Below are 25,790 nucleotides of genomic sequence, written 5' to 3'. Positions count from 1 at the left end.
GGCGATTCGCCTCTCGTCTCATCACTGAGGCAGCCGCGCGGTGACGCGCGGCTGCCCCAGTGACGTCCGAGCCCTCAGCTCACACGCGCGTGAACGTCAGGTCGCGACTTGCCGCATGCTGACAGGTCACTTCAACCGTCGTCGTATTTCCCGACACCGACACTGCGACACCGTCATCAGCACAGCTCCAGCTGCCATCGAGCGTCAGCGTGACGGTCGACACCATACTCTCGTCACGACGCCACGGACGCGAATAGCTCGTCATCCGACCCGTGTAGTTGCCGTCACCATCGAACTGATCGGGGTCATCACCCTCATAGAGATGAAGGTCGGGATCCGTGACCGACAGCTCCAGCGTCACCCCCTCCAGATGCTCCATCAGGAGACACGGCGTATCCGCACCGAGCACGACCCCTTCGAGGTCATCGACCGACGCAAAGCACACGGATGCTCGAAGCCCCGAACCCCTGTGGGTCACAACGTGCGCCGTGCCGTCCTTCCGCACCACCGCATACGGAGGCTCATCGCCAGACATCGCTGCACGGAACTCCGACGCTCCGTCCTTCCCCGACTGCACGAGAACGGCGTACTCATACCCCTCGTCCGACGGCGCCGAACCGTGCTGAAGCACCGCCGACTCGAACGGTGCACTGCCTGTCTTCGCACCCGTCTGGTCAGGGCCCTCCTGCACCGCGGAGAGGGTACGCAACCTCTGCCCGGACGCGACATAGAAGCCGTTTCCGAGCGGATCGACGAGCACCTCGGCATCCTTCACCTCTCGCGACTCATCAGCTCCACTCGCCGCATCGACACGCACCTGATAGAGCGTCGTCTCCGTCGCATTCGCAGAGTCTGAGTTCGCGATATCACTGCCGAGAACAATCACGAGGTCATCGAAGCTGAAGCGCGAGAGCTTTGCCGTGTGACTCGGGTCGAAGAAAGGATGCTCCATGAGATGCATCCCGAAGATGCCGTGTGTGCCCTTCCACGATCCCGCACCCGCGAACGCAGAACGCGTGAGGACCATCTGTTCGATCGTTCCCTCGAGGTTCGCCTTGAGCTTCGACCACGGCAGATGACGCGTCGTCGCTCCGGGAAAGCGGTTCCAATCCCATCCGGGCTGCTCATAACCGCCAGCCGTGTGAGTGATCTGTCCATTCGCATCCGCCGTCGCCTGAATCTCAACCGTGCCGTATGTGGAATAGCGCCCATAGAGATTCGCCCCGTCGTAGATCTCGGTCGCCCACAGGTAGCGATTGTGACCGCGGATCGTCACGAGCCACTCGTCACGTCGATGCAGCCCGCACGCGGCATAGCCGAGCTGCCAGTGTCCCGTCGGCGCCGCCTCCTCAGTGATGCCCTCCGCCGCGAGTGCCTCCGCGAACTTCTTCTGCGCATTGCTCGGCTGGGGAGGCAACAGTCGGAGAAACGCGGCACCCACGTCGGGGTCGTACGTCTCGGTCGACTCCGGCTGCGGCACAGACGCCATGCGCTGGAACGTTGGAACGTGCAGCGCCTTGTCGCCCGTGGGGTGACGCCCGGTGAGCGCGAGCGGCCACTGCGTCGTGTTCGCGTGCAGTCGTTGAGTCAGCAGAGCCTTGCGCAGGACGCCGCGCGCCGACTTCGACACCGCGAACGGCGTGGCATGCAGAAGCCCGATCACGGGACTCAGCCCGGCAAAGGCATCCCTCGCATAGTCCGGATATGGACCCATGTGGTGGAAGGTCGTGCCGTCTGGTTTAAAACCGCCCTCGACTCCCGGGGAGTACGTGATGGCGTTGTCGAGCCACGTCGTCGCCGCCTGCAGAACTGTCGCCTGCGCCTTCACGTCGGACTCCGCGAGACCCCGGATGATGAGGCCCTGCATGAGAGTGTTCAGCACGTCGACGAGGCCACCGTAGTGCGCGGGGTCGCTGAAGTCCTGCGTCAGACGGCCGAGACCGAAGAACCAGGAGAGGTTGGCCTTCGCACGCTCCCACAGATCGTGTTCCTCAAGCACCGGCTGAGCCAGCAGGAGGGAGTCCGCGAAGCCTCGGTACTGGTACCCGATGTGGTGAATCGTGCCCTGAGCGCTTCCGGCCGCGAAGCCTTGGTCCTCGAGGTGCGCGAACAGTCGCAGATACAGAGTGGCGAAACCGCTCGCCGTCGACGCTCCCTGGTCGCGTGACGCCTTGACCGCCTGAGCGACCGCCAGCATCGTGTCTGTGACCTTGCGAAGTGTGACCACCCCGGCGAAGTCTGAGATCTCACCGCGGAGGTCCACCGGCCAGATCGCCGTCTGATACCCGTTCACAAAGGAGCCGGTACCTGCTGGCGCGGCATCCTTCGTGACGGTCGGAACCCCAAGACCGTCGACGGTCGCAGTGAGCTTGGTCAGGCCATCCGCCGTCACATCAGGTTTGCCCGCGAGCGACGCGATCAGACGGTCACGCACTTCTGAGACCCCGTCAGTGCTGGATGCCGCGGGAAGCGGATTGTCGGTCAGAGCCTTCCGGAACCCCAGCAGTGCGAGCCAGTGCGCATTGTCGGCATTCTCGATCTCGGATTGCACGTTCGGCACCTGGTCATCGGGAGTCGGATGGTCGGGGCGCATCTCGACGTTCAGAATCACCTGGTCGATGTAGAGCGTGCCCTCCCGTTTGGGCGCGATGAAGCGCACGCGGTTCATTCCCCTGTGGGGTGTGCCCTCGGTGTCGTACCCGAAGCGGACCCAGCAGGTGCGCCACCCCGTGAAGTCGAGCCCGAAGTCGAACCAGCAGTCTCGGTTGGCACCGCGGCCGAACTCGATACGCAAGGGAGTGTCTGACGGAGTCTCGTTGTAGATCCAGACGCAGAACGTGTCGACCGTGCCCATCCAGGCCTGGTCATCACCGGGACTGTAGTCGCTGGCGCCGTACCGCAGGGGCTGTTTGACGGTGAGGATGCCTCCGGAGGAGTGCTCCCAGCGGAGACTGTGGGCTCCCACCTTCGCGCGGGCGTCCGAGATCTTCAGCGTCGAGCCCTTGTCCGCCGTGAACTGCTTCGGAACCCTGCTCTCGAGCAGGAAGATCGGCGGGTCGAGCTGCTCGGCCTTCTTCTCGATCTCCGTGAGACCGGGCGTCTTCGCCGCAGCTGGAGTGACCGCTCCGGTCAGGTGGGGCAGGGTGGCGCCGGCGACGATTCCGGCAGTGAGCACACCGCGTCGGGTGAGTTCCATCAGTACCTCCTTGTGACTGTGACTGGTATCTCAGCGAAGCTGCACATGAGGATTCAAGAACCATTGAGCAAGTAGTCAGTACGGCACAGCAAAGATCTCTCGATGGATGCCGTCGGGCGCCGACTCCGGAAGCACAAGGTATTTCAGAGCATCCGCATCGCCGGTCTCACGACACCACGTGAGCAGACGAGCACGCATGGTCTCCAGCACCTCGTCGTAGCGTGACTCGACCGCGAGATTGCGACGCTCGCCGGAGTCGGAGACGATGTCGTGCAGCTGTTCACGATGACGGCCCCAGCTGTAGACGACGTACTTGTAGTCACCGGCATACAGGGCACGTCCGCGAGTGATCGGCGGATCTGAGCGATCGAAGCGCGTCTCGACGACGACGGAGCGCTCGTGGTCGCCCGGCGGATTCGGACGCCGGGGCGAGGACGTCACGGCGGACGCCCCTACGGCGGTCGCTGCGACTGGGGACGCTGGGTCTGCCGGCCCTGACCGGTGAACCGCGTCTGGAGTCAGCGGGAGCGGTGCGCCGAGAGCGGATGGCCTCGGAACCTCCACCCCGGCCACATCACAGAGCGTCGGCAGCAGATCGAGACACATCGACACCGGCTGCGAGTGACGCGACGACGGGATGCCGGGACCGGCAACGAACAGCGGAACACGCGCGCACTCCTCAAAGAGCGCCGTCTTTTGATTCCACCGGTGCGACGCATCGCCGTCACCGTGGTCGCTCGTGAAGACGACGATCGTGTTCTCGGTCAGCCCGGCATGCTCGAGGGCCTCGAGGAGCCGTGCGATATAGGCATCCACTCTCTCGATCAGCTGACGATACGCTGCCCGATACGCACGCCACTCTGTCGGCGTGTAGTCACCGGTGCCGTACATCGGCTGAGCCGCGTGCTTCTCATAGCGCACGGCCTCCGGCTCAAACGGCGCGGGCTCGAAATTCTCGGGCAGAGGGGGACTGTCGCGAAGGGCGACGTCCGTTGTGTCGCCGTACGGCATCGGCTGACGACGCGCGAACTCACAGATCGTGTGCGGGTCGTCGAACGAGACGCACAGAAAGAATGGAGCATCCTCGTCCGCACGCGTCTCGATCCACTCGGCACACTCATCAGCGAGACCGACATCGCCGAAGGGACGCAGCACCTCGAAGCCCGCACCGGACGGAGCACTCGGCTGCGTCGCATGCCACTTGCCCGCGAAGGCACAGTCATAGCCTGCGGCACTGAGCACATGTCCGAGACTGTCAGGATGCTGCGCAGGATCCGGGTCCCCGGTCTGGCTGCGCGCCGAATTGCCGGAGATCCCGAGCTCATGCGGCATCCGTCCCGTCAGCATGCTCGCGCGAGAGGGTACGCACAGCGGAAAGCTCACGTACGCCCGCTCGAAAACCGCCCCGGATGCCGCAAGACGATCGAGATGCGGAGTCTGCACGAACTCCGCATCCCGATCGAGTGTGTGGGCGCCGAGCTGATCGGCCATAATCACGAGGATGTTCGGCCGACGCTCCTGCGCCGAGATCACTTGCCCATTCCCAGCGTGAGTCCTTCCGTCAGTCGGCGGCCGAGCCACAGGTAGATGATGAGCATCGGAATCACGACGATGCAGAGTCCGGCGAACAGGCCGCCCCAGTCGGCACCTGAGTAGGTCTGCTGCTGGATGAACGAGATGAGCGCGACCGGAAGCGTGTACTTCTCGGTCGACTGCAGTAGTGTCAGCGCGAGCAGCGTCTCATTCCAGTGCGAGATCACCTGCAGCACGAAGGCGGTCAGGATGCCTCCCTTGGCGAGCGGCAGCGTGATGCGCCAGAACGTGCCGAACGCCGTCGTTCCGTCGAGCGCCGCGGCCTCTTCCATCTCGAGCGGCAGTGACCTGAAGAACGCCGTCAGCAGAAAGACCGTGAATGGCATCGAGACGCCGATGTAGACGAGGTTCAGCCCGATGAGGCTGTCGGTCAGGTAGACCTCGTTCAGCATGACGAACAGCGGAATCAGGATGACCTGCGCAGGAATGCCCAGGCCCAGCACGAAGTACATCGTGAGCGACTGCGTGAGACGGTTCTCGACGCGGCTGAGGTAGTAGGCCGCGGGAGCTGCCACGGCGACCGTCAGCAGCGAGGAGACAGCGGTCGTGACGACGCTGTTGAGGGTCGCGGTCGCGAAGTCGCCGACCGTCCAGGCCGTGACGAAGTTGGTGGGGTCGAGTGAGGTGGGCAGTCCCCAGGGGTCCGCCAGAATCGAGCGCGTGTCGCGGAAGGCCTGGATCACCATCCAGACCATCCACCCGATGTTCAGCGCGACGAAGGCCCAGAGCAGCACGAGCCCGACAAAGCGGAACGGACTGCGGTCGCGAGAGATCGCAGCGCGCCTGCGGCGGCGTCGAGGCTGCGTTGGAGGCTGCACCGCGAGCTCGGTGGGGGTCAGATCAGTCATGGTCATTTCGACTCCTAGAACTCGACGGCGTCACGCTTCAGCGCACGACGCAGCAGCACGACAAGAACAGACACGAGGGCGAGTGACAGCACGGCGGATGCCGTCGCGGCGCCGTACGCCGGAATGGACTCACCCGAGAACGCCGTGACGTAGGTGTAGACCGCGACGGTCCACGTCTGCGTCGGAGGCATCCCCTGACCGGTCGAGCCCCCGAAGACCCACACGATCTCGAAGATCTTGACGGACGAGATCGTCCACAGCACGGCACACGTGCCGAAGACATCCCACGTGAGCGGCAGAATCACGTAGCGCAGACGCTGCCACGCGTTCGCACCCGCAAGGGCGCAGTCTTCGTAGAAGTAGGGAGGGATGCGGTCCACACCCGCCATCAGGATGGTCGTGAAGTACCCGGTGGTGATCCAGGTCATCATCACCATGATGAGCGGGAACATGTTCTCGTGTGCCAGCCACGCAGGTGGATCGGTCACCCCGAAGCCGCCGAGCAGCGTGTTCACGAGTCCGCCCGGGTTGAAGATGAACCCGGCGAGGACGCCGAAGATCATCGCGTTCACCAGGTGCGGAAAGAAGATCACCGAGCGGGCCACCTTGCGTCCGACCATGTCACGGAGCACGAGAGTGAGGCCGAACGCGATGACGAAGATCGCAATGCCCACCACGAACAGCAGCAGCAGAGTGTTCACGAACGACTGGATGAACAGCTTGTCCGAGAAGAGCCGCACGTAGTTCTTGAATCCGACGAACTCCATGGGGCCGGCGCCCGCCCACTTGTTGAAGCTGATCCACACCGCGTAGAGCGCCGGAACGATGAAGAGGATCGTGTAGAAGAGGAAGGCCGGCCCGACGAAGGGCACGAACAGCTTCTTGCGAGCGCGGTCGATGGCGTTGCCGCCGGCTCGGCGCCCCGTGCGGGACGTCGAGCCGGCGGACGGCCGGGAACCGATCAGTCGAGCGGTTTCGGTCATGAGTTCTGCTTCCAGTAGTCGGCCTGGCCGGACGTCATCTTCGAGATGAACTGCTCAGCGTCGATCTTTCCGAGAACGAGCTGGTCGAGCGTGGGCCAGAGCAGCTTCTCCGTGTAGCCGGGGAACGTGATGCCGTCGTTCTGCTGGTAGTACTCGTCAGCAGAATCGAGAGCCTCCTTGATGCCTGACATCTCGTCGCTCACCTCGGCATCCTGACGGATCGGAATGATCTTCGCGTCGGTTCCGAGTGCGTTCTGGTACTTCTCCCCGAGGAAGAATGCGGCGAACTTCTGCGCATTCTCCGCGTTGTGCGCCTTGGCGGGCACGGAGAATCCGACGAAGTCCGCGCGCTGCGCCATCGGTCCGTCACCCACGGCAGGGAAGGGGAAGGATGCATATTCGAAACCGTCCGCCGCGTAGGGGCCGGTCTCCGTCGGAATCCATGACCCGTTGAACAGCAGAGCGCCCTTGTTGTCGGCCCACTTCTGCTGCTGCGCTGGCCACTTGCTCGCATTGTAACCGTCGACGAAGTAGCCGCCGTCGACGAGCTCCTGCACCATCTCGGCGGCCTTCAGCGCGTCAGGGGAGTCCCACGCCTTGCCGCTCTCGTCCGAGGCGATCTCCTTGAGCGAGCCGGCACCGGCGAGACGGACCATGAGGGTCGTGTACCAGTAGGCGTTGTAGCCCGAGACGTCACCGTCAATGGAGATGGGCGTCTCACCGTCGTTCTTGAGAGTGTCGAGCGTGTCGATGAAGTCATCCCAGGTCGCCGGTGGCGTCTCCGAGAACTCAGGATGCTCGGCAGCGTTGTACCAGATTGCGTCGCTCGTGAGCGAGTAGGGCAGCATCCAGGGAGCGGACGCGTCGTCTGCGGTGAGATCTCCCGCGTCGAGGTATGCACTGGGAATGAGGTCCGACACGGTCTTGCCGTCGATCTTCTCCTCGTAGGCATCCTCGAGAGGAAGGCCCTGCCCTGTCTCAGCGATGATCGGGGCGAGCTTTGCGAAGGAGCCGTCCACGAGGTCCGGAACCTTGTTGGTGTTGAGAGTGGGGACGACCTTCTTGATGTTGTCGCGGCCCTGCCACTGGACGTCGACGGTGATGCCCGTCTCATCTTCGAAGTCTGCGATCGCTTCCGCGACGACCTTCTGCTGTGCCTCTCCCTCTTTCCACATCGACCAGTAAGTCAGTGTGTCGTCGGATCCGCCCTGCGGGGCGCAGCCGCTCGCCGTCACAGCAAGCGCGCTTCCGATGACGAGGGCGGAGAGTGCTCGGATCTTCGCCATTGGTTCACCTTTCGCCTAGAGAGCGGCGTCTTCGCCGCTCGTTTCGCTCGACTCTCACAAGGACGGAGGAGAGTATTCAATGAGTAATCCGAAGAATTTGATCGATTTTCCACCTCTTCGACCGATTTCGGGTCGGATACTGCGGTTACCTCCCCGAATTAGGTCTTTATTCCTATCTTTTTGAGCGTGAGAATCGGAGGTAAACCGTGTGAGGGGGAAAGATGTCGAAGAAGGCAGTCGCGCCGCTTCGCGATGCTGAGACGCGAGGGCTGAAGTTCGAGATTCTCGCTGACGAGCTGCGTCGCGGCATCCTCGCGGGCACATGGACAGCCGGGCAGAAGCTGCCGACCGAGCAGCAGCTCGCGAGCGAGACCGGACTGTCGCTGACGACCGTACGCCGTGCATTCGATGAGCTCGTCGCACAGGGGGTCGTGGTCAGACGTCAGGGAGCGGGAAGCTTCGTGGCTTCGGCACCGAGGCGGGAGGAGCGCGTGCGTCGTCGCGTGGGAGTGCTCCTGCCCGACACCCAGCTGTACTATCCACGCGTGCTCCAGGGCATCGACGAGTCGCTCTCAGCCGTCGGGGCATCCCTCCAGCTGGCGACCTATCGATACGACCAGGCACTGGAGGATCGAAGCATCGAGCACCTGCTTGACGCGGGGGTCGAAGGGATGCTGCTGGTGCCGACGCTCACCGGCATCGATGACCCCGTCGGTCGCGCCCAGAGCCTCATGGAGCTTCCCGTTCCCGTCGTGCTGCTCGAGCGCAGCCTCATCGACTCGGGGTCAGGCGACCGCACGGAGCACGTCTGCTCTGATCACCAGGGCGGCGCCTATGATGCTGTGCGTCATCTGGCTCAGCTCGGCCACGAGCGCATCGCACTCCTCACCCGCGACCGCACTCCCACCGCACCGGCGGTCGTGCTCGGCTACCGCCGCGCCATCGTGGATCTCGGACTCCCGGCTGACCTCGAATTCGCTCAGCGCAAGCAGGATTGGGAGGAGCACCGGGCCGAGAATGCTCTCGACCACGTGCGCGAGTGCGGTGCCACAGCGGCGCTTGTCTTCGGCGACCGCGAGGCCATTCTGCTCGAAGCCGCAGCACGTCGTCGAGGTCTCACTGTGCCGGACGATCTGGCTCTCGTCTCGTACGACGACGAGACGGCGGACCTCGCCGAAGTTCCGCTCACCGCCGTCTCCCCACCGAAATATCGCATCGGACGCATGGCCGCCGATGTGCTCATCCGTCGCCTCATCGAACGCGACGACTGCCCACTTCACCAGATCAGACTTCGTCCGCGCATCGTGGTTCGCCGCTCGTGCGGCGCGATCACGGACTGACTACGCCCGACAAGGAGAACCATGCGAATCGGACTCATCGGAGCCGGCGCTGTCGCCGACTTCCACATCTCTGCCGCGCACACGCTCGAGGGGGCTGAGATCAGCGCGATCTGCGATCTCGATGACGCTGTCGCCTCACGTGCGGCGGCTGCGGCAGGGGGAGTCCCCGTGTTCGAAGACTACCGCGACATGTACGCGAGTGGTCTGGTCGACGCGGTCGTGGTCAACACCCCGCACGCGCTCCATCTGCCGATGGTGCAGGATGCCGCGGCCGCGGGCCTCCACGTGCTCGTGGAGAAGCCCATGGCGACCTCCCTCGACGACTGCGACGCGATGGTGCAGGCCTGTCAGGATGCCGGTGTGGCGTTCACCGTCGGCCACATTCAGCACTTCATGCCAGACAAGATCGCGGCACGAGAACTGATCGATTCGGGAGAGCTCGGCGACGTTGTGCTCGTGCGCGACTATCGCAGCACCGACTATCGGCCGGGAAGCCGCTCCGACTGGTTCTTCTCGAAGAAGATGGCCGGCGGAGGCGCGCTCATCAACATCGGCGGACACTGCCTCGACCGCTGCCTGTGGTTCGGCGGTGGGCGAGCGACCGAGGTCTTCGCCTCGACCGCACACCGCTTCGACACGGAGGTCGAGACCGACGGTAACATCGCGCTGCGACTGGACAACGGAGTTGGCGTCTCGATCAGCGTGGTCTCCGATCCGCCGCTGAAGTCCGACACCATGTTCATCGTGTGCGAGAAGGGAGTCGTGGTCGCTGATCCGCGTCGTGGCACGCTCCTGCAGGTCGACGGAGCATCGCGGGTCATCCGCGAGCCTCAGCCCGACGATATCCAGAGTGCGTTCACGGCGCAGATGAAGGACTTCCTCAGTGTGGTGGCCGGGGACGAGCCCGAAGTGCCGCTCGAGCACGCACGTCATGTGGTCGAGCTGGTTCTGAGCAGCTACCGCTCCTCACTCGAAAAGCGCACGATCGACGTCGAACGGCAGCATGCGACTGCGAGCTGAGAGCAGCATTTCCGGCACACGTCAGACTGACAGGAGGCAACGTGACTCGACGTCACCCGAACATCGTGGTCATCCTGAGCGATGACCAAGGTCCGTGGGCTCTCGGCTGCGCGGGAAACTCGGAGATCAAGACGCCCGTCCTCGATTCCCTCGCTGAACGCGGAACGAGGCTGAGCAGGTTCTTCTGCGCCTCCCCCGTGTGCTCGCCGGCACGCGCGAGCCTGCTGACGGGGCAGATCCCCTCCCGCCACGGGGTCCACGACTACCTCGACGGCGCACACGCGGGCCCGGAGAGCCGTGATTATCTCCAGGGGCAGCCCGCCTTCACCGACACCCTTGCGGATGCCGGCTACCGGCTCGGTCTCTCCGGCAAATGGCACCTCGGCGCAAGCGACGTTCCCCGTCACGGATTCGTGCACTGGTTCGCCCTCGAGGGCGGGGGAAGCCCCTACTCGCACGCCCGCATGTACCGTGACGGTGTGCCGGAGGACGTCGAGGGGTACCTCACCGACGTGATCGCTGACGACGCGGCCGACTTCATCGATGCTGAGGCCGCGCGTCAGGCCGATCGTCAGCACGGTGAGCACGAACCGTTCTTCCTCGCACTCAACTTCACTGCTCCACACAAGCCCTTCGCCGGGCAGCATCCCGATGAGTTCACCGACCTGTATCGGGACTGCGCTTTCGAGTCGTGCCCTCAGGAGGAGCCGCACCCGTGGCAGCCGACCGTCGACGGCGTGCCGATCGGTGGTGAGGCCGACGCCCGTGAAGCGCTCATCGGGTACTTCGCGGCGGTGACGGCGATGGATGCCGCCATCGGCCGCGTTCTCGATCGGCTCGCGGCACACGGCCTCGTCGACGACACGATCGTCGTCTTCGCGAGTGACAACGGCTTCAACTGCGGCCACCACGGCATCTGGGGCAAGGGCAACGGAACTTTTCCGCAGAACATGTATGACGAGTCGGTGATGGTGCCGCTCATCGTCTCCTACCCCGGCTGCGTCGACGAGGGCGCCGTAGTTGACGACCTGCTGTCGGGCTATGACTTCGCGTCGACGCTCCTCGACCTCGCCGGCCTCGACCCGGCTCCGTTCGAGACGGGGCCGGGGCAGAGTTTCGCCCCGCTTCTCCGCGGCGAGTCGGCCCCCGAACGCGCCGTGGTCGTGCACGATGAGTACGGTCCGGTGCGCATGATTCGCACAGCAGACCGGAAGTACGTGCACCGATATCCGCACGGCCCGCACGAGTTCTATGATCTCGCCGCTGATCCCGGTGAACGCGAGAATCTCGTCGACGCCCCGTCGCACGCGGGAGACGTTCGCGAACTCCGAGGCCAGCTCGACGCCTGGTTCGAGACCCACGGTGACCCGGCTCACGATGGTGCACGTCTTCCCGTGGCGGGAGCAGGGCAGACCGATACGCTCGACGTCGACCCCCTGGCATCCTTCACGCCACCCAACTGGGACGGCACGCCCGCCGCTGAAAACCGAGGAGCATCTGCATGACGCGTCAGAAGCCGAACATCCTGCTCATCGTCTCTGACGATCACGGGTACGCCGACCGGTCGGCGGTGGGACTCACGGATGCCTCGACGCCGGCGCTCGACCGCTTGGCATCCGAGGGAACCAGCTTCACGGATGCGTACGTCACGGCGCCGATCTGCTCGCCTTCGCGCGCTGCGATGATCACCGGGCAGTACCAGCAGCGCTGGGGCGCGACCTGGTTCAACAGCTCTGACATCGGCGACGCACCGACGATCGCGGAGCGCCTGCGCGAGCGCGGGTACGCGACCGGATACTTCGGCAAGGTGCACTACGGTCCCGAGGGGCCTGGCGACCGCGGGACTCCACCGCAGCACGGCTTCGACGAGTCGCTCTACGGTCTTGCGGGCCAGTCCATGGGGCGACTGCATTACCTGACGCACTCGAGCGAGGCGGTGGACGAGTACGGCGAGGCCGCCGAGGCGATGGCGGTGCAGCCGCTCTGGTCGGGGGAGGAATCCGTTGACGTCACGCGATTTCTGACGGATGAGTTCGCCGACCGCGCGGGCGACTTCATCGAACGACACCGTGACGAGCCGTTCTTCGCGATGGTCGCGTTCAACGCTGTGCACAACTTCTGCTGGCAGCTGCCCGACGAGGAGCGTGAGAAGCGCGGCCTTCCGCCGTTCGACGACTGGTACCCCGGAGCGGGCGAGTACCTCGACTGGTACGACGGAGCGATCAGCCCGAATCTGCCACACGGCCGCGAATACTACGCGGCACAGCTCGAGCTCATGGACCGTCAGATCGGGCAGCTTCTCGATCGTCTCGACACGCTCGGCATCGCCGATGACACGATCGTCGTCTACCTCACCGACAACGGCGGGTCGACCTGCAACTACGGTGACAACTCACCGCTGCGGGGTACGAAGTACACCCTCTGGGAGGGTGGAATCCGCGTGCCGTTCATCGTGCGCTGGCCGGGCGTCACGTCGGCGGGCGCAGAGAACGACGGTCTCGTCAGCTCGCTCGATCTCGCCGCGACATTTCTCGCCGCCGCTGAGGGTGACTCAGAGGATGCCGCGGAAAGCGGCGACCTGGACGGACAGAACCTCGCTGACGTGCTCACGGGAGACACCGGGCACGATGCGCTGCACTGGGACTGCGACTGGCAGTGGGCCGTTCGCGAAGGAACCTGGAAGCTCAGCTGGTGCGACGCCTCATCGGAGTTCGCCCGCTACGTCCGTGAGGTCGAACACACCACTCCCGGTGACGGACTGTTTCTCTGCGACCTCTCGGGAGACCCGAGTGAGACCGAGAACCTGGCAGACGCAAATCCGCAGACTGTGGAGCGGCTCACCGAGCTTCATCGAGCATGGCGTGCAGAGGTCGGCCTCGCCCGCTGAGCTCCTGCGCTGGATGCGGGGCTGAGCTCTCAGGCGAACCGCCGCCGCAGCTCCTCCGCTCCGGGCCACTCGTCGCCCTCACGGGCCATGCGCGTCAGCAGCCGCTCGGCAAGGGACGGCACCCACTCCTGACGCGTGTCGTTCGTGAGTTCGAACGGGTCATCGCGCAGATCGAACGCACTGACCTCCAACGTCTCGTCGCCCTGGAGGGATGCCACGAGCTTCGCGTCGCGAGTGCGGATGCCGCGGATGTCCTCCGGGTCCGTCGCTGACGGGAACCGGTAGTAGGACGCGGCTGGGTCGGCGGAGGCATCCTCGAGTCCTCTCAGCGCTGCAGAGCGATCTCGTCCGCGCATCGTCGCCGGCACGGCATCCGCTTCGCCCGCGAGTCCGAGAATGGTCGGTGCGAAGTCGAGCGAGGTGACCATTTCGCATGACCGCCCGGTGCGAACGCGCCCCGGCTGCCGCACGATGAGCGGAATGCGCATCGACTCGTCGAAGGGCACGTTCTTGTAGAGGATTCCATGACTGCCGAGCTGCATGCCGTGATCTGAGGTGAACATCACGACCGTGCTCTCGGCGAGGTCCTGCTCATCGAGGGCGTCGAGCAGTCGTCCGATCTGGTCATCGACGCCGGTCACCGCCGAGAAGTAGTCGCGTGCGATGTCGGCGGCCTCTGCGGACTCCGGTGTTCCGTGGGGCACGTTTGCGCGCGTCAGCAGCTCGGCCTCCGACAGGTGGTCGTAGCCGTGGCGGTACCGTTCGGGCACCGCATCGAACGGCTGGTGCGGTGGATTGAGCGACACCATGAGAGCGAACGGAGCCTCGTGCTGAGGAGCCTCGCGCACGACGTTTATCGCGACGTCGATCTCGTGCTCAGCAGACCACGCGTCGACGTCGAGGCGCTCCTCGCGTGCAGCATCCCCCACCCAGTAATGCGGAGACAGGTGCGTGTCGGCCGCGCCGTACGAATGCCAGAAGTCAAAGCCGAAACGGCGGGACGTCGGCGAGTAGGCATCCCACACCTTTCCATCGTCGCGGCGTCCCTCACCGTGAGTCTCGTCCGCCTCCGTCGGCGGTTCGAGGTGCCACTTGCCGATGTACCCGGTGCGATAACCGCGGTTGCGCAGCACGCTGGCCCAGGTGGGGATGCCGTCGCGAAGCCCCACGCCGTGCTCGGCGGTCACCGAGTTGACGTTGTGGGTGACGCCGTTGTCGGTCGGCAGTGCGCTCGTCAGAAACATGGCACGGTGCGGACTGCACACCGGATAGTTGCTGACCGCATGGTCGACGTGCACGCCCTCCTCGGCGAGCCGGTCGAGATTGGGCGTCGACACCGGGTCTGTGCCGACGGCGCCGAGAGCCATCGCGCGAAACTGGTCGGCCATGATCACCAGGATGTTGGGGCGAGACTCCATGCGTCCTCCTCGAAGCGTCGGCTGCGCTTCGAGTCAATCGGGCTGGGAGGAGAGGAATCAACACCTACTTTCTCTCTGCACGGGAGCAATGAGCCGTACGCAGGAGGAATGAGCATTGAATCCTCACGTGAGGCGACGAGACGATGGCAGCATGACTTCGCCTCGCGGCATCCTGCCCACCGATGACTGGACGCTCTCACCCCACACCGGCTACACGCGCGAGCACTGGGTCAATGTGGCAGACCGAATTCTGGATGCCGCTCACGCGCGGTCCCTCAGAGGCGGGTCCCGTGTCGCCTATCATCCGGACTCGAACGAGGTCGACCAGTTGGAGGGCTTCGCGCGCACATTCCTGCTCGCGGCCGTGCGAATCGCGGGCGACCCCGACGAGTGCGGTGCGCTCGCCGAACGTTACCTTGAGGCGTTCGCTCGGGCCGCGCACGATCCATGGCCGCAGCTCACGCACCATAGCCAACCGACGGTCGAGGCCGCGGCGATCGCGATCGGGCTGCACCTCACGAGGCCGTGGCTGTGGCAGCGATTCGATCCGGCGGTGCGTGAGTACGTGTGCGAGTGGTTCGAGCAGGCGCGCGGGCACTGGTGCGCCGACAACAATCACGTTCTGCTCGGAGCGACACTTGCCGCCTTCAACGAATCCGTCGGGTATTCGACCGCGGGCAGCGCCGTCGACGCAGCACTTGACCGCATCGAGGACTGGTACCTCGGCGACGGCTGGTATACCGATGGCGACGGTCGGCGCATCGACCACTACAACGCATGGACATTCCATCTCTACCCGTTCATGATCGCGCGCATGCTGGGAGAGCAGATGGATGCTCGTCGAGCACTGTACCGTCGGCGGCTCGCCGAGTTTCTCGAGAGCTACCAGCACGTTGTCGGAGCGGACGGCGCGCCGGTCCTCTTCGGCCGCTCGCTCATCTACCGCTGGGGCATTGCCGCGCCGTTCTGGATGGCGCGGCTCGAGGGCGTCGAGGCTCTCAGCCCGGGACGCACGCGACGCCTGTGCAGCGGCGTGCTGCGCTACTTCATCGACCGGGGCGTCGCCGCTGACGGAACCCTCAGTCTCGGCTGGTCTGCCGAGCAGCATCCACCACTCGTTCAGTCGTACAGCGGACCCGGCTCGCCACACTGGGCGAGCAAGGGCTTTCTCGGCCTGCTTCTGCCCGCCACTGATCCCGTGTGGGCCGGCCGCGAGGAACCATTGGAGCTCGAGCAGCGTGACGTGACGCACGTGCTGACCGGAGCACGGCTGCTCGTCACGGGACGCCAGCGCGACGGTATCGCGCGAGTGCACAACTTCGGAACCGACGGGCACCCGCTGAACGATGACGGACTGTATCGCCGGCTCGTCTTCACGAGTGCGACCGCCCCCGTGCTCGACGATGAGCCGCGTGACAGCACCGTGACCGTGCCCGGTGCGCGGCAGCGCTGCATCGTGCGGTCGCGTGTGACGACGACCGGCGGCGCGCTCGTGAGGGTGCTGGATGCCGGTGGTCGCCACGTCACCGTCGAAACGTGGCTGACGCTCGGCCGTGACGAGAACTCTGCTGCCGCCGCTGACGCTGACGCCGACGCTGACACTGAGCTTCGCGTGGCGCGGATGCGTGGCGTCATCGGGCTGCCGATCGAAGTGAGCGGCTACGCGCTCGCCGTGGCTGACGCCGGTGCTTCGCAGCTTCGCATCGCCGAGAATGCCGGGGCAGTGACGCGCGTGGAGGAGACACGTGCGAACTTGACGAGCAGCCTCGAGTGGCTCGGCTCGTGGAGTCTCGACGATGTCCCCGCCGGCCCATGCGCGCTCGATCTCGCGCCCGTTGCGTCCGTCGCTCGTCCCCGCAGCGGCACCGCACTCGGGGACATAGCGGCGTTTCCGATCGTCACGACAGCGGCATCCTCATCGAACGACGTCGTGATCGTCTGGCGATCGCGGCTCTCGGCCGACGCCCCGCTCGCGACTGCGCAGCCGCCCACTCCTGCGCTCGAGAAACCTCGAGTGCATCTCTTGAGTGTCATCGACGATCGAGTCGATATCGAGATCGACGAACTCCACCTGACGCTGCGGTCCCCTGGAGGGCAGGAATTCGTGCAGGACGCGCTCGGCCAAGGTGTCTTCCGCCCATAGCATCGCCTCTCAGTCGCGGTCTCGATCCCCGATCATCCCCACGTTCGTGACACCGTTGAGATCGGCGATCTCGTCAAGCAGCTGATGCACCGGGCCCTTGCCGCGAAAACGCAGCCGAGCTTCCACACGATTGTTCCGGTTCTTGCGGGTCATGACCTCCGTGCCCTCCAGCTGAACGTCGAACCCCATGTCTGCTGCCTGCGCGAGAACGTCGCGAAGCACGCCCATGCCGTCCTCGTACTCCACGACACAGATGCCACGCTGACTCCTCCGGCTGATCCAGCGGCCCAGCCGCATGAGAAGCGTCACCGTCAGCAGATAGAACAGCGTGGAGACGATCGCGATCACCGGCATCCCAGCCCCCGACGCCATGCCGATCGCCGCCGTGACCCAGACGGATGCCGCGGTCGTCAGCCCATTGACGGTCTTGTTGCGCACGAAGATGAGCCCGGCACCGAGAAACCCGATTCCCGAGACGATCTGCGCCGCGATTCGTGACGGGTCGAGCACGACGTCGTTGCCGATCACGTGAGCGAAGCCGTACGCGGAGACGAGGGTGAAGACGGTCGATCCGATTCCCACGAGCACGTGCGTGCGCAGCCCAGCGCTCTTCATACGTCTCTGTCGCTCGAGTCCGATCACCGCAGACAGCACGAACGAGAGTGCGAGCAGCAGAATCTGCGTCAACGTCGTCTCATCGAAAAAGGGGAATCCGAAGATCACCGTGCCTCCTCCCGCAGACCCCGCGGCAGAGCAGAAAGCCTCCGCCGATGGAGCACCATCCAGTCAAGCACGCACGCCTGATCGGCTCCACGGGTTGTCAGAGCGGCGAGATCGTGCTCCCCGTCGCCACGACCTCAGGCTTTCAGACTGAGTGACTCCAGCGCCTGTGCAACGCCGTCGTCATCGACGTGGGCAGTGCGATCGGATGCCGCCGCCACGACCGTCTCGTGTGCGCCACCCATCGCGAAACTGCGGCCCACGACCTCGAACATCGGAATGTCGTTGGGCATGTCACCGAACGCGATGATGTCGGCCGGGTCGATGTCGAGGGATGCCGCGACGCGCAGCAGCGCCGTGCCTTTCGTGACCCCGCGCGGTGCGATCTCGAGGAAGAACGGGTTCGTCATGCTGCCGAACGTGAGCGTGACGCTGTCGCCGATGTGCGGTTTGAGACTCGCGATCATCGCCTCGGGTGAGTCGGCCGCGTTGAGGTAGGTGACCTTGAACGGCGACACGAGGCCCTCGGCCACGGCGGTCGCGACGTCGTCGTACACCTGGTGCGGTGCGATGTGGTCGCCGATCCAGGGGTGGCCGCGATCGTAGACGATGCGGTCCGTTCCGACGAGGCAGAAGCGCCCGGCGGGAAAGTGATCGCGGCAGAAGTGGATCGTCTCGAGCAGCGCGGCACGGTCGATCTCGTCGACGTGCAGCATCCGCTTCCCCATGGCGTCGTACTCCACAGCGCCGTTCGCGCAGATCATACGGCCGTCGCTCAGCAGGTGGTAGGGGAGCCTCAGCAGGGGGTCTCCCGGCGACCGTCCGGTGACGAAGATCACCGTGTCGCCGGCATCCACGCGCGTCGACAGGGCGGAGACAGTGCGCTCGCTGACGGTGCCGTCGGCGCGGAGGATCGTGCCGTCGAGGTCTGTTGCGATGAGTGTCACGCCGACCACACCCCGGAGCTGCCGCGCCTGTGACTGTCGACGAGGTGCGTGTCGACGATGCCGACGGCCTCCATGAGAGCGAACATCGTGGTCGGCCCGACGAACGCGAAGCCGCGCTTGCGGAGCGCTTTCGAGAGCGCAACGGACTCCGGGCTCGTCGCCGGAACCTCCTCCGCTGTGCGCGGCGCCGGCGTCGTCGCGGGCTGGAACGACCACACGAAGTCAACCAGGCCGCCGTCGTCACGCAGGGCGATCGTCGCGCGCGCGTTCGTGATGGTGGCGAGGATCTTCGCGCGATTGCGCACGATGCCGACGTCGTTCAGCAGCCGCTCGACGTCGGCCTCGCCGAACTCCGCGACCGCGTCGGGGTCGAAGTTCGCGAACGCCGCGCGGAAGGCCGGTCGCTTGCGCAGAATCGTCGCCCACGACAGACCCGACTGGAAGGCCTCGAGGCTGATGCGCTCGTACAGGCCGCGCTCGTCACGAACGGGCATCCCCCACTCGGTGTCGTAGTACTCGCGCATGAGGTCGTCGGCCTCTGCCCAGGCTGGACGCACAAGGCCGTCGCTACCGCGCACGGTGGCGTGGGTCTTGTCTGTTGCCATGCCTGCGATGCTAGCCGAGGGGCCTGACAGGATGCCGCCACGCCGGCAGTTCACGCCGCGCGTTCGAGCTCGAGCAGACGCACCTTCGCCTCCGGTCCTCCGGCGTAGCCCCCGGGGCTGCCGTCGCTGCGCAGCACCCGGTGGCACGGCACCACGATCGGCAGCGGATTCGTCGCGCACGCCGTACCGACCGCGCGTACGGCCCGCGGATTTCCGACGTGAGCCGCCACCTCGGCGTACGTCTCCGTCTTGCCGTATCCGATGCGCGGCAGCTGCTGCTGAACCGCAAGGCGGAAGCCCCGCGAGAGCGCGTGATCCAACGGAACATCGAACCCGCGACGAGCGCCTGCGAAGTACTCGTCGAGCTCGCGCGCCACGGTGTCGAGTCGTTTCGGGGCCTCGAGCACGCGGGGGCTGACCGCCGCGGCGATCGCCTCGAGCGCCGCATCAAAGCCCTGCCGTTCGAAGGCGACGCGCACGAGACCGGTCGGGGTCGCCGCGAGCAGCAGCTGGCCGACGGGTGAATCCACGATGCGGTAGGCGACGTCGAGGAGCCCTGCGTCGTCCGCCCGCGTCGCGAGGGCGGCGCGCAGTCCGTCGAGGTGCGCACCGAGGGCGGCATCCGTGTCAGTCATCGTCTCCTCCAATGGTCGAACGCAGGTCAGGATGCCTCCGCCGAAGCGCCGCGACGCCGTCCGCAGACGCGCGCCTCGCGGCATCCGTCGACCCGCCGATGAGCTCCGCCACGTCTGCGTAGGGCAGACCCGCGATGTAGTGGTAGACCACCGCCCGCCGCTGCTTCGGCGGCAGCGTCGCAATGTCGCGCCACAGGTCGAGCTGCTGCTCCTCGGGGTTTCCCAGGGGCGTCGCGCGTTCGGGGAGGGCGTCGCCCGTGACCGGAAGCCGCGCTCGCGCCCGCGTGACGTCGATGGCTTTGCGGCGCGCGATCGTCACGAGCCACGCCTCCACATCGGCATCCTCCGGCAGCCTCGGCCATGCGCGCAGTGCGGCGAGAAAGGTCTCCTGCCATGCGTCGTCGGCGTCGGTGTGAGGGCCGAGCACCGAGCGGCACACGCGCAGCATCATCGCGCCGTAGTGCGCGACGACCTGGTCGAAGGGCTGCGTTCTCATCACGAGGCAAACGTACCGCGCCGCCGAAACGTGAGGTCGTGCCCGCGCGCCGCCCCCGCGCCCCGCGCCCCGCGCACACGTCAAAAATGGCGATCCCGTCCGCGAAACCGCAGCCACTTTTGACGTCGGTCCCGTCGGGAACCGGCGCAGCACGTCAGCCGATCGTGTAGAACTCCAGCGCGATGTTATCCGGGTCGCGGAACGACAGCACACGTCCCGAGATCCCGCTCACGATCGGCGACCACGTCACACCGTGTGCGTCAAGATGCGCAGCCCACTGCTCGATCTCATCGTCGGAGACACCGAAGCTGAGGTGGTCGAGGCCAGTGCGACGCTCATTGAATGGGCCGGGAACCGCCTTGTCGCCGTGCCCGACGAACGTGATCATGATGTCGCCCGCGACGATGCGCGCTTTCTCGAGGTCACCGTACTGGCCGTGCAGATCCTCGGTGAAGCCGAGCACATCGCGATACCAGGCGATGCTTGCGCTCACGTCGGAGACCGACAGAGTGACATGGTGGATGCTTCGAATTCTCGGCGTTCCCATGACCTGAGCGTAGCGAACCAGAAGCTCAGCGTGCGGGTGGGAGTTCTGCGGTAATCTCCGATGGTCTGCTCAGCCGCGAGCGGCGATAATTGAGTGCCCACCGACGACGCGCCCCCTTTGGAGACCCTCAATGCGCATGCCCGATTCCGCACTGCCGAGGAGTCGTGCCGCATGACCATGCGCGTCCGCAGCATACTGACCGCACTGCTCGGGGTGGTCGGATTCATCGTGTTCTTCGTGATCGCCGTGCAGACTCGACTGGGTCAGCGCGTCGAGCAGAACGTTCTCGACTCGTCGTACTACAGCGAACGGTCGCCGCTGCTGGCGCTGGTCACCGTGCCGAACCTCGCGATCGCGTTCGTTATCGTCGTGGGTATCGCCTGCCTCAGAAGAGCGTGGACGGATGCCGTCGTGGCCGCGGCCGTCATGGGGCTCAGCAACGTGCTCGGGCAGCTCCTCAAACACCGTCTGCTCGAACGCCCGGACTTCTTTGCGATCGACAGCGTCAACACATTCCCCAGCGGGCATACGATCGCATTCGCTTCGATTCTCTTCGCCCTGCTCATCGCGCTTCCTCCGCTCGGGCGCGACATCGTGACGCCCCTCGCAGCGGCTCTGCTGGCGACGGTGTGCACGCAGCTCGTCGTCTTCGGGTGGCACCGCCCGAGTGACATCGTCGGAGGAGTGCTCCTCGTGCTCGCCGTCTGCGGAGGTGTGAACGCCATGCGTCCCGCTGGCGGCTCACACAAGAAGACTGGCGGCCGCGCGGCATCCTTCCGTCGTGCCGGTGCCGTCGTGAGCGCCGTCATCGGAGTCGCCGGGCTCACAGCGCTCGCCATCGGCCTGATCGTCGGCGCGCTTCACGTGCTCGGCCCGCTCGACGGCGTCGGCTGGTCTGTCACGGTCGTGGCCTGTGGAATGGTGATCGGCGGGGCGCTCGTCGGAACCTCGCTCGTCGGGTGGGCGCTGACCGCACGCAAGTCCGGCTGACGCTCACCGTCGGGCGGGACTCACTGCGGGTAGATGGTCTCGCCGCGTTCCATCATCTCGACCATCGCCGCGGCGCGCTTTTCGCGGGTCTCCGAGCGCTTCGCCGTCGTGACGCGGAACAGTACGGCATACCGGTTGCGGCCCGAGAGGGTGTCGAAGAACGCACTCGCCTTCGGGCTCTGCGCGAGCGCCGCTTCGAGCTCGGGCGGAACCTGCATCGTCGACTGCGGAGCATACGCCGACTCCCATCGGCCGTCGGCCTTCGCGCGGTCGATCTCGCGCTGGCCCGCGGGGCGCATACGCCCGGCCGCGATCAGGGAATCGGCACGCTCGCGGTTCAGCCGCGACCAGTTGCTGCCCGCTCGACGCGGCATGAACGACTGCGCGAACCACTTCTCGTCGATGCGGCGTCGCACACCGTCGATCCACCCGTAGCAGAGGGCGACCTCGAGGGCCTCGAGGTGCGAGATGCTCGTCGCGTCGCTGTTCTTCTTGGCGATCGCTATGTTGATGCCCTGCGACGTGGCGTGGTGCTTCTCCAGCCATGCCTCCCATGCAGCGGCATCCTCGAATCGCTCTGCGTCGGGTTCCGGCATCAGGTCACCTCGCGGTCTCATGGTCTCTGGGCACTGTGCAGTTTACGTGCGAAGCATGAGAGCGACGCGGATGCCGCGGGCGTGCCGTGCGGCATCCGCGTCTCTTCGCAGAAGGCGGCGTCTGATCCGCTCAACGGCCGTGCAGCAACGACGTGACGTCGCCCGTGATGTCCGACGGGGCGTCGCCCTGAAGAAACAGGCGCGCCGGCAGTTTGCCGTTCGTCGCGGTCCCGCCGACCTGTGCTGACCCCTCCTTCACCCGGAGCCAGGTGCCCTCGCGCAGCCCCAGCACCGGTGTCGCGTTGACCTCGTGGAACTGGAGGAGGCGTTCCTCACGCGTCTCACCCATGTGCGTGCGCTCAGGCCCCGGATCGAGATAGTGCGGGTTGATCTGAAACGGAATCAGCCCCAGCGACGCGAAGCTCGGCGGCTCCACGATCGGCATGTCATTCGTCGTGCGAATCGTCGGTGCGGCGATGTTCGTTCCCGCACTCGCACCGAGATACGGCATTCCGTCGCGCACTCGATCGCGCAGCCTATCGAGAAGTTCGAGACGATAGAGCGTGTCGAGAAGGCGGAAGGTGTTGCCGCCCCCGACGAACACGGCGGGAGCCGAGTCGATGGCCGAGCGGGGATCGGCCTCGGTGTGAAGACCGGTCACCGTCACGCCGAGTTCACCGAAGGCATCCGCAGCTTTCGCCGTGTAGGCGTCGTGATCAGCGAGGGCGAACGGCACGAAGAGGACTCGATCCGCCCCGCCGAGCAGCTGAAGCACCTCGTTGCGCGCGTGTGAGAGAAAGCCCTGCCCGGGGTTCGTCGAGTTCGACAGCAGCAGAATGTTCATGGTGATGACCTCACGAATCAGCAGGTGGTGACCAGACGCCCGAACACGCGCGCAGAGAAGCGGAGCGACTCCAGCGGAACGCGCTCGTCCACGCCGTGGAAGAGCTGGTTGTACGGCAAGGATGCCGGCACACGCAGTGCCTTGAAGCCGAAGCCGCGGATGCCGAGCTTCATCAGCGCCTTGTTGTCTGTGCCCCCAGCGTTGCAGTATGGCAGAGGGTGAGCTCCGTCGTCTTCAGCATGCAGTGCTGCCGACATGGCCTCCACGAGCGCACCATCGAAGGTCGACTCGAATGCCACATCGTGGTGGATGAACTCGCGCGTCACGCCCGGACTGAGCAGCGAGTCGATCGTGTCGAGGAGCTCCTGCTCGTAGCCGGGAAGGAAGCGTCCGTCGATGGCGCCCTCTGCCTTCCCTGGAATGACGTTCACTTGGTACCCGGCACTGAGCATCGTCGGGTTCGCCGAGTTGCGGAGCACCACGTCGACGAGGTCGCGCACGGATCCCATGCGGCTGAGGCTGCCCTCGACATCGTTCGGGTCGAAGTGAACGCCGAGAATCTCCGCAGCGCCCGCGAGCAGCTGTCGGACAGGCTCGATCAGGCGGATGGGGAACTCATGATGTCCGATGCGCGACATGGAGTCGGAGAGCGCGGTGACGGCATTCTCATCGTTGGGGGAGGAGCCGTGGCCCGCACGACCGGACGCCGTCAGCCGGAGCCACGCCTGACCCCGCTGCGCACACTCGATCGGGTACAGCCGCTGGTCGTCGTTCAGAGAGAACGACACCCCGCCGCCCTCGGTGATCGCCTCGCCGACGCCCTCGAACAGGTCGGGGCGGTTTTCGACCAGCCAGTGGGAGCCGTAGACGCCGCCGCCCTCCTCATCCGCGAGGAACGCGAAGACGATGTCTCGCGGCGGCACTGTACCCGTGCGAGCGAGGTGCCGCGCCACGGCGAGAATCGCCGCGTCGAAGTCCTTCATGTCGATCGCCCCGCGACCCCAGAGCGTGTCGTCGATGATCTCTCCGCTGAACGGAGGCACGCTCCACTCGGTGGGGTCGGCGGGGACGACGTCGAGGTGCCCGTGGATGAGCAGCGCCGGGCGCGACCGGTCACGGCCCGCGATGCGTGTGAAGACGCTCGCCCGTCCCGGGGCGCTCTCGATGATCTCCGTCGAGAGTCCGACCTCGTGGAGCCGCTCCGCGACGTAGTCAGCCGCGGCGCGCTCCGTGCTCGTCGGGTTCGACGTGTCGAAGCGGATCAGCTCCTGACAGAGTTCGATGACCTCGGATTCGGGGTTCATGCATTCTCCTTCGTGTCGTCGGCGGTGCTCGATGCTGATGCGTCCTCGTCGAGAACGACCGTGCCGTACGAGCGGAGGAGGCCCAGGTGTCCACAGATCGTGTAGAGGATCAGCGCGGTGAGCAGAGAGTTGATGGCGGGGATGCCCCAGTCGACGAAGAATCCGACGAGGAAGGAGATCACCCAGATGACGAGCGTCGCCGGGACCCAGACGGGCATCGTTCGGGGGAGCGCGCCGTCTGCGCGGGTGCGGAGCAGCGGAGCGCTCAGCTTGCGGACGAGGTAGTACTCCGCCACGATGATGCCTCCGATCGGCGGAATCGCGACACCGAGCACGGAGAGGAACTCCTTGAAGTGGTCCAGAATGCCGATCGCGGAGAGCACAGTGCCGAGAATTCCGATGATCAGCGTGACGAAGCCACGGTGGATGCGGCGGCCGAAGACGGTCCGCGCGAAGTTCACAACACCGAGCGACGAGCTGTAGAGATTCCAGTCGTTGATCTTCACCGTGGCGAGGATCACGATGATCAGACCGATGGCACCGGACGTCGACAGGACGATGCCCGCGACGTCGGATGTTCCGGCCAGGTGCCCGAGAACGACACCGGTGAGTCCGACGAGGTATTCAGAGACCACGAGTGACGTCGAGCTCTGGATGACGACGTGCCAGCCCTTCCGGTTGAAGCGCGTCATGTCCGGCGCGACGATTGCCCCCGTCATGAAGCCACCCGCGATGATCGTCGCGGCGGCGGGAATCGTGATCTCCGGTCCGGTCGGCTCGCCCGTGAAGAGCTCGGCGAAGTCGTGCTGTGCCAGCGTCGAGATGACGCTCCACGCGATGAGTCCGAAGAACAGCGGAACGGCGATGCGGGCGAGCCACATCATGTACTTGAAGCCGAAGACGACCAGGAAGGTCAGAACGATGCCGGCCAGCACGCACCACAGCCAGACCGGACCGCCTGCGAGCTCCTGCATGCTCGTGGCGAAGATGCCGTTCTGCACTCCGAACCATCCGATGAGGCTCACCGCGATGATGAGGCTGACGAGGGCCGAGCCGTTGCGGCCGAAGCCCGTGAAGCGGGTGAGCATCGTCATCGACAGGCCTTCGCGCTGGCCGGCGTAGCCGATCAGGAAGATGACGATCTCGAGGATCACACCGCCGAGGGTGAACGCGATGAACGCGTCGCGGAACGTCATCCCCATGCCGATGGTGGCACCGAGGACGAACTGGGAGAGCGACCCTGACTGCGAGAGCCACTGCAGAAGCATCGACCAGAAGCCGTAGCGGCGGTCGGTGGGTACCCGGCGCAGGGAGAAATCGTCGTTTCCGATCGCTCGCTGGGGTTTGATTGTGGACGCGTTGCGCGTGTTGGCGGTCATATTCAGCTCCGAA

General features: G+C 65.5%; 22 protein-coding genes. 6 read left to right on the top strand and 16 right to left on the bottom strand.

What is annotated here, in order from left to right; translation table 11 throughout:
* Nucleotides 1-79 precede the first annotated feature (79 nt).
* The 5 genes from ACSAGD_RS13095 to ACSAGD_RS13075 form a co-directional block, all read right to left on the bottom strand.
* Nucleotides 80-3,196 (bottom strand): chondroitinase family polysaccharide lyase, encoded by a 3,117-nt coding sequence (locus ACSAGD_RS13095; protein WP_437583206.1) that lies wholly within the window; start codon nucleotides 3,194-3,196, stop codon nucleotides 80-82.
* Between the two features lie 75 nt (nucleotides 3,197-3,271).
* Nucleotides 3,272-4,687 (bottom strand): sulfatase family protein, encoded by a 1,416-nt coding sequence (locus ACSAGD_RS13090; protein ID WP_437583205.1) that lies wholly within the window; start codon nucleotides 4,685-4,687, stop codon nucleotides 3,272-3,274.
* A gap of 38 nt (nucleotides 4,688-4,725) precedes the next feature.
* A complete protein-coding gene (locus ACSAGD_RS13085; RefSeq protein ID WP_437583204.1) occupies nucleotides 4,726-5,643 on the bottom strand; it encodes a carbohydrate ABC transporter permease in 918 nt (305 codons plus the stop codon).
* 8 nt (nucleotides 5,644-5,651) lie between these two features.
* Nucleotides 5,652-6,620 carry a carbohydrate ABC transporter permease gene (locus tag ACSAGD_RS13080; RefSeq protein ID WP_437583203.1) on the bottom strand — a complete coding sequence of 323 codons (969 nt, stop codon included), beginning with the start codon at nucleotides 6,618-6,620 and terminating at the stop codon, nucleotides 5,652-5,654.
* A complete protein-coding gene (locus ACSAGD_RS13075; protein ID WP_437583202.1) occupies nucleotides 6,617-7,906 on the bottom strand; it encodes an ABC transporter substrate-binding protein in 1,290 nt (429 codons plus the stop codon). The genes ACSAGD_RS13080 and ACSAGD_RS13075 overlap by 4 nt, the downstream gene beginning before the upstream one ends.
* 221 nt (nucleotides 7,907-8,127) lie before the next feature.
* Here ACSAGD_RS13075 and ACSAGD_RS13070 point away from each other — a divergent pair, with 221 nt between their 5' ends.
* Genes ACSAGD_RS13070 through ACSAGD_RS13055 form a run of 4 tightly spaced genes read left to right on the top strand, consistent with a single transcriptional unit; the run spans nucleotide 8,128 to nucleotide 13,153 of the window.
* Nucleotides 8,128-9,246 (top strand): substrate-binding domain-containing protein, encoded by a 1,119-nt coding sequence (locus ACSAGD_RS13070; protein ID WP_437583201.1) that lies wholly within the window; start codon nucleotides 8,128-8,130, stop codon nucleotides 9,244-9,246.
* 21 nt (nucleotides 9,247-9,267) lie between these two features.
* Nucleotides 9,268-10,266, top strand: coding sequence for a Gfo/Idh/MocA family protein (locus ACSAGD_RS13065; protein WP_437583200.1), 999 nt, complete (start codon nucleotides 9,268-9,270; stop codon nucleotides 10,264-10,266).
* Between the two features lie 41 nt (nucleotides 10,267-10,307).
* Nucleotides 10,308-11,771: a sulfatase-like hydrolase/transferase gene (locus ACSAGD_RS13060; protein WP_437583199.1), complete on the top strand. Its 1,464-nt coding sequence runs from the start codon at nucleotides 10,308-10,310 to the stop codon at nucleotides 11,769-11,771.
* Nucleotides 11,768-13,153 (top strand): sulfatase family protein, encoded by a 1,386-nt coding sequence (locus tag ACSAGD_RS13055; protein ID WP_437583198.1) that lies wholly within the window; start codon nucleotides 11,768-11,770, stop codon nucleotides 13,151-13,153. Before ACSAGD_RS13060 ends, ACSAGD_RS13055 begins: the two co-directional genes overlap by 4 nt.
* A 29-nt stretch (nucleotides 13,154-13,182) precedes the next feature.
* On the opposite strand, the gene ACSAGD_RS13050 is transcribed toward ACSAGD_RS13055, so the two are convergent.
* Nucleotides 13,183-14,571 carry a sulfatase family protein gene (locus ACSAGD_RS13050; protein ID WP_437583197.1) on the bottom strand — a complete coding sequence of 463 codons (1,389 nt, stop codon included), beginning with the start codon at nucleotides 14,569-14,571 and terminating at the stop codon, nucleotides 13,183-13,185.
* A 151-nt stretch (nucleotides 14,572-14,722) separates the two neighbouring features.
* On the opposite strand from ACSAGD_RS13050, the gene ACSAGD_RS13045 reads away from it, so the two are divergent.
* Nucleotides 14,723-16,714, top strand: a complete 1,992-nt coding sequence (locus tag ACSAGD_RS13045) for a DUF2264 domain-containing protein (RefSeq protein WP_437583196.1) — start codon at nucleotides 14,723-14,725, stop codon at nucleotides 16,712-16,714.
* A 9-nt stretch (nucleotides 16,715-16,723) separates the two neighbouring features.
* Here the strand turns inward: ACSAGD_RS13045 and ACSAGD_RS13040 are convergent, their stop codons facing one another.
* The 6 genes from ACSAGD_RS13040 to ACSAGD_RS13015 form a co-directional block, all read right to left on the bottom strand.
* Nucleotides 16,724-17,437 (bottom strand): MgtC/SapB family protein, encoded by a 714-nt coding sequence (locus tag ACSAGD_RS13040; RefSeq protein WP_437583195.1) that lies wholly within the window; start codon nucleotides 17,435-17,437, stop codon nucleotides 16,724-16,726.
* 134 nt (nucleotides 17,438-17,571) lie between these two features.
* A complete protein-coding gene (locus tag ACSAGD_RS13035) occupies nucleotides 17,572-18,381 on the bottom strand; it encodes an HAD family hydrolase (protein WP_437583194.1) in 810 nt (269 codons plus the stop codon).
* The gene (locus ACSAGD_RS13030) at nucleotides 18,378-18,986 is read right to left on the bottom strand and encodes a DNA-3-methyladenine glycosylase I (protein WP_437583193.1); all 609 of its coding nucleotides are present in this window, start codon (nucleotides 18,984-18,986) and stop codon (nucleotides 18,378-18,380) included. Before ACSAGD_RS13030 ends, ACSAGD_RS13035 begins: the two co-directional genes overlap by 4 nt.
* Before the next feature lie 50 nt (nucleotides 18,987-19,036).
* Nucleotides 19,037-19,621 (bottom strand): methylated-DNA--[protein]-cysteine S-methyltransferase, encoded by a 585-nt coding sequence (locus ACSAGD_RS13025; RefSeq protein WP_437583192.1) that lies wholly within the window; start codon nucleotides 19,619-19,621, stop codon nucleotides 19,037-19,039.
* Nucleotides 19,614-20,117: an RNA polymerase sigma factor gene (locus ACSAGD_RS13020; RefSeq protein WP_437585171.1), complete on the bottom strand. Its 504-nt coding sequence runs from the start codon at nucleotides 20,115-20,117 to the stop codon at nucleotides 19,614-19,616. Before ACSAGD_RS13020 ends, ACSAGD_RS13025 begins: the two co-directional genes overlap by 8 nt.
* A gap of 154 nt (nucleotides 20,118-20,271) precedes the next feature.
* Complete coding sequence (locus ACSAGD_RS13015) at nucleotides 20,272-20,664, bottom strand: VOC family protein (protein ID WP_437583191.1); 393 nt, start codon at nucleotides 20,662-20,664, stop codon at nucleotides 20,272-20,274.
* Between the two features lie 171 nt (nucleotides 20,665-20,835).
* Here ACSAGD_RS13015 and ACSAGD_RS13010 point away from each other — a divergent pair, with 171 nt between their 5' ends.
* Entirely contained in the window at nucleotides 20,836-21,654 is an 819-nt protein-coding gene (locus tag ACSAGD_RS13010; RefSeq protein ID WP_437583190.1) for a phosphatase PAP2 family protein, read from the top strand.
* Nucleotides 21,655-21,674: 20 nt separating this feature from the next.
* On the opposite strand, the gene ACSAGD_RS13005 is transcribed toward ACSAGD_RS13010, so the two are convergent.
* From ACSAGD_RS13005 to ACSAGD_RS12990, 4 genes are all read right to left on the bottom strand, one after another.
* Nucleotides 21,675-22,250, bottom strand: coding sequence for a YdeI/OmpD-associated family protein (locus ACSAGD_RS13005; RefSeq protein WP_437583189.1), 576 nt, complete (start codon nucleotides 22,248-22,250; stop codon nucleotides 21,675-21,677).
* Between the two features lie 130 nt (nucleotides 22,251-22,380).
* Nucleotides 22,381-23,094 (bottom strand): dipeptidase PepE, encoded by a 714-nt coding sequence (pepE, locus tag ACSAGD_RS13000; protein WP_437583188.1) that lies wholly within the window; start codon nucleotides 23,092-23,094, stop codon nucleotides 22,381-22,383.
* Between the two features lie 17 nt (nucleotides 23,095-23,111).
* Nucleotides 23,112-24,398, bottom strand: coding sequence for a M20/M25/M40 family metallo-hydrolase (locus ACSAGD_RS12995; protein ID WP_437583187.1), 1,287 nt, complete (start codon nucleotides 24,396-24,398; stop codon nucleotides 23,112-23,114).
* Nucleotides 24,395-25,777 (bottom strand): cytosine permease, encoded by a 1,383-nt coding sequence (locus ACSAGD_RS12990; RefSeq protein WP_437583186.1) that lies wholly within the window; start codon nucleotides 25,775-25,777, stop codon nucleotides 24,395-24,397. The genes ACSAGD_RS12995 and ACSAGD_RS12990 overlap by 4 nt, the downstream gene beginning before the upstream one ends.
* Between the last annotated feature and the right edge of the window lie 13 nt (nucleotides 25,778-25,790).

The sequence above is a fragment of the Paramicrobacterium salitolerans genome, assembly GCF_051513965.1.
GTDB lineage: Bacteria > Actinomycetota > Actinomycetes > Actinomycetales > Microbacteriaceae > Paramicrobacterium.
The sequence above is the reverse complement of the archived record's forward strand: the minus strand, read 5'-3'. Positions and strand labels throughout refer to the sequence as shown.

Coding starts and splice junctions, on each gene's coding strand:
- ACSAGD_RS13095 (WP_437583206.1), bottom strand. CDS start 3,196: ATGGAACTCACCCGACGCGGTGTGCTCACTGCCGGAATCGTCGCCGGC.
- ACSAGD_RS13090 (WP_437583205.1), bottom strand. CDS start 4,687: ATGGCCGATCAGCTCGGCGCCCACACACTCGATCGGGATGCGGAGTTC.
- ACSAGD_RS13085 (WP_437583204.1), bottom strand. CDS start 5,643: ATGACCATGACTGATCTGACCCCCACCGAGCTCGCGGTGCAGCCTCCA.
- ACSAGD_RS13080 (WP_437583203.1), bottom strand. CDS start 6,620: ATGACCGAAACCGCTCGACTGATCGGTTCCCGGCCGTCCGCCGGCTCG.
- ACSAGD_RS13075 (WP_437583202.1), bottom strand. CDS start 7,906: ATGGCGAAGATCCGAGCACTCTCCGCCCTCGTCATCGGAAGCGCGCTT.
- ACSAGD_RS13070 (WP_437583201.1), top strand. CDS start 8,128: ATGTCGAAGAAGGCAGTCGCGCCGCTTCGCGATGCTGAGACGCGAGGG.
- ACSAGD_RS13065 (WP_437583200.1), top strand. CDS start 9,268: ATGCGAATCGGACTCATCGGAGCCGGCGCTGTCGCCGACTTCCACATC.
- ACSAGD_RS13055 (WP_437583198.1), top strand. CDS start 11,768: ATGACGCGTCAGAAGCCGAACATCCTGCTCATCGTCTCTGACGATCAC.
- ACSAGD_RS13050 (WP_437583197.1), bottom strand. CDS start 14,571: ATGGAGTCTCGCCCCAACATCCTGGTGATCATGGCCGACCAGTTTCGC.
- ACSAGD_RS13045 (WP_437583196.1), top strand. CDS start 14,723: ATGACTTCGCCTCGCGGCATCCTGCCCACCGATGACTGGACGCTCTCA.
- ACSAGD_RS13030 (WP_437583193.1), bottom strand. CDS start 18,986: ATGGCAACAGACAAGACCCACGCCACCGTGCGCGGTAGCGACGGCCTT.
- ACSAGD_RS13025 (WP_437583192.1), bottom strand. CDS start 19,621: ATGACTGACACGGATGCCGCCCTCGGTGCGCACCTCGACGGACTGCGC.
- ACSAGD_RS13020 (WP_437585171.1), bottom strand. CDS start 20,117: ATGAGAACGCAGCCCTTCGACCAGGTCGTCGCGCACTACGGCGCGATG.
- ACSAGD_RS13015 (WP_437583191.1), bottom strand. CDS start 20,664: ATGGGAACGCCGAGAATTCGAAGCATCCACCATGTCACTCTGTCGGTC.
- ACSAGD_RS13010 (WP_437583190.1), top strand. CDS start 20,836: ATGACCATGCGCGTCCGCAGCATACTGACCGCACTGCTCGGGGTGGTC.
- ACSAGD_RS13005 (WP_437583189.1), bottom strand. CDS start 22,250: ATGCCGGAACCCGACGCAGAGCGATTCGAGGATGCCGCTGCATGGGAG.
- pepE (WP_437583188.1), bottom strand. CDS start 23,094: ATGAACATTCTGCTGCTGTCGAACTCGACGAACCCCGGGCAGGGCTTT.
- ACSAGD_RS12995 (WP_437583187.1), bottom strand. CDS start 24,398: ATGAACCCCGAATCCGAGGTCATCGAACTCTGTCAGGAGCTGATCCGC.
- ACSAGD_RS12990 (WP_437583186.1), bottom strand. CDS start 25,777: ATGACCGCCAACACGCGCAACGCGTCCACAATCAAACCCCAGCGAGCG.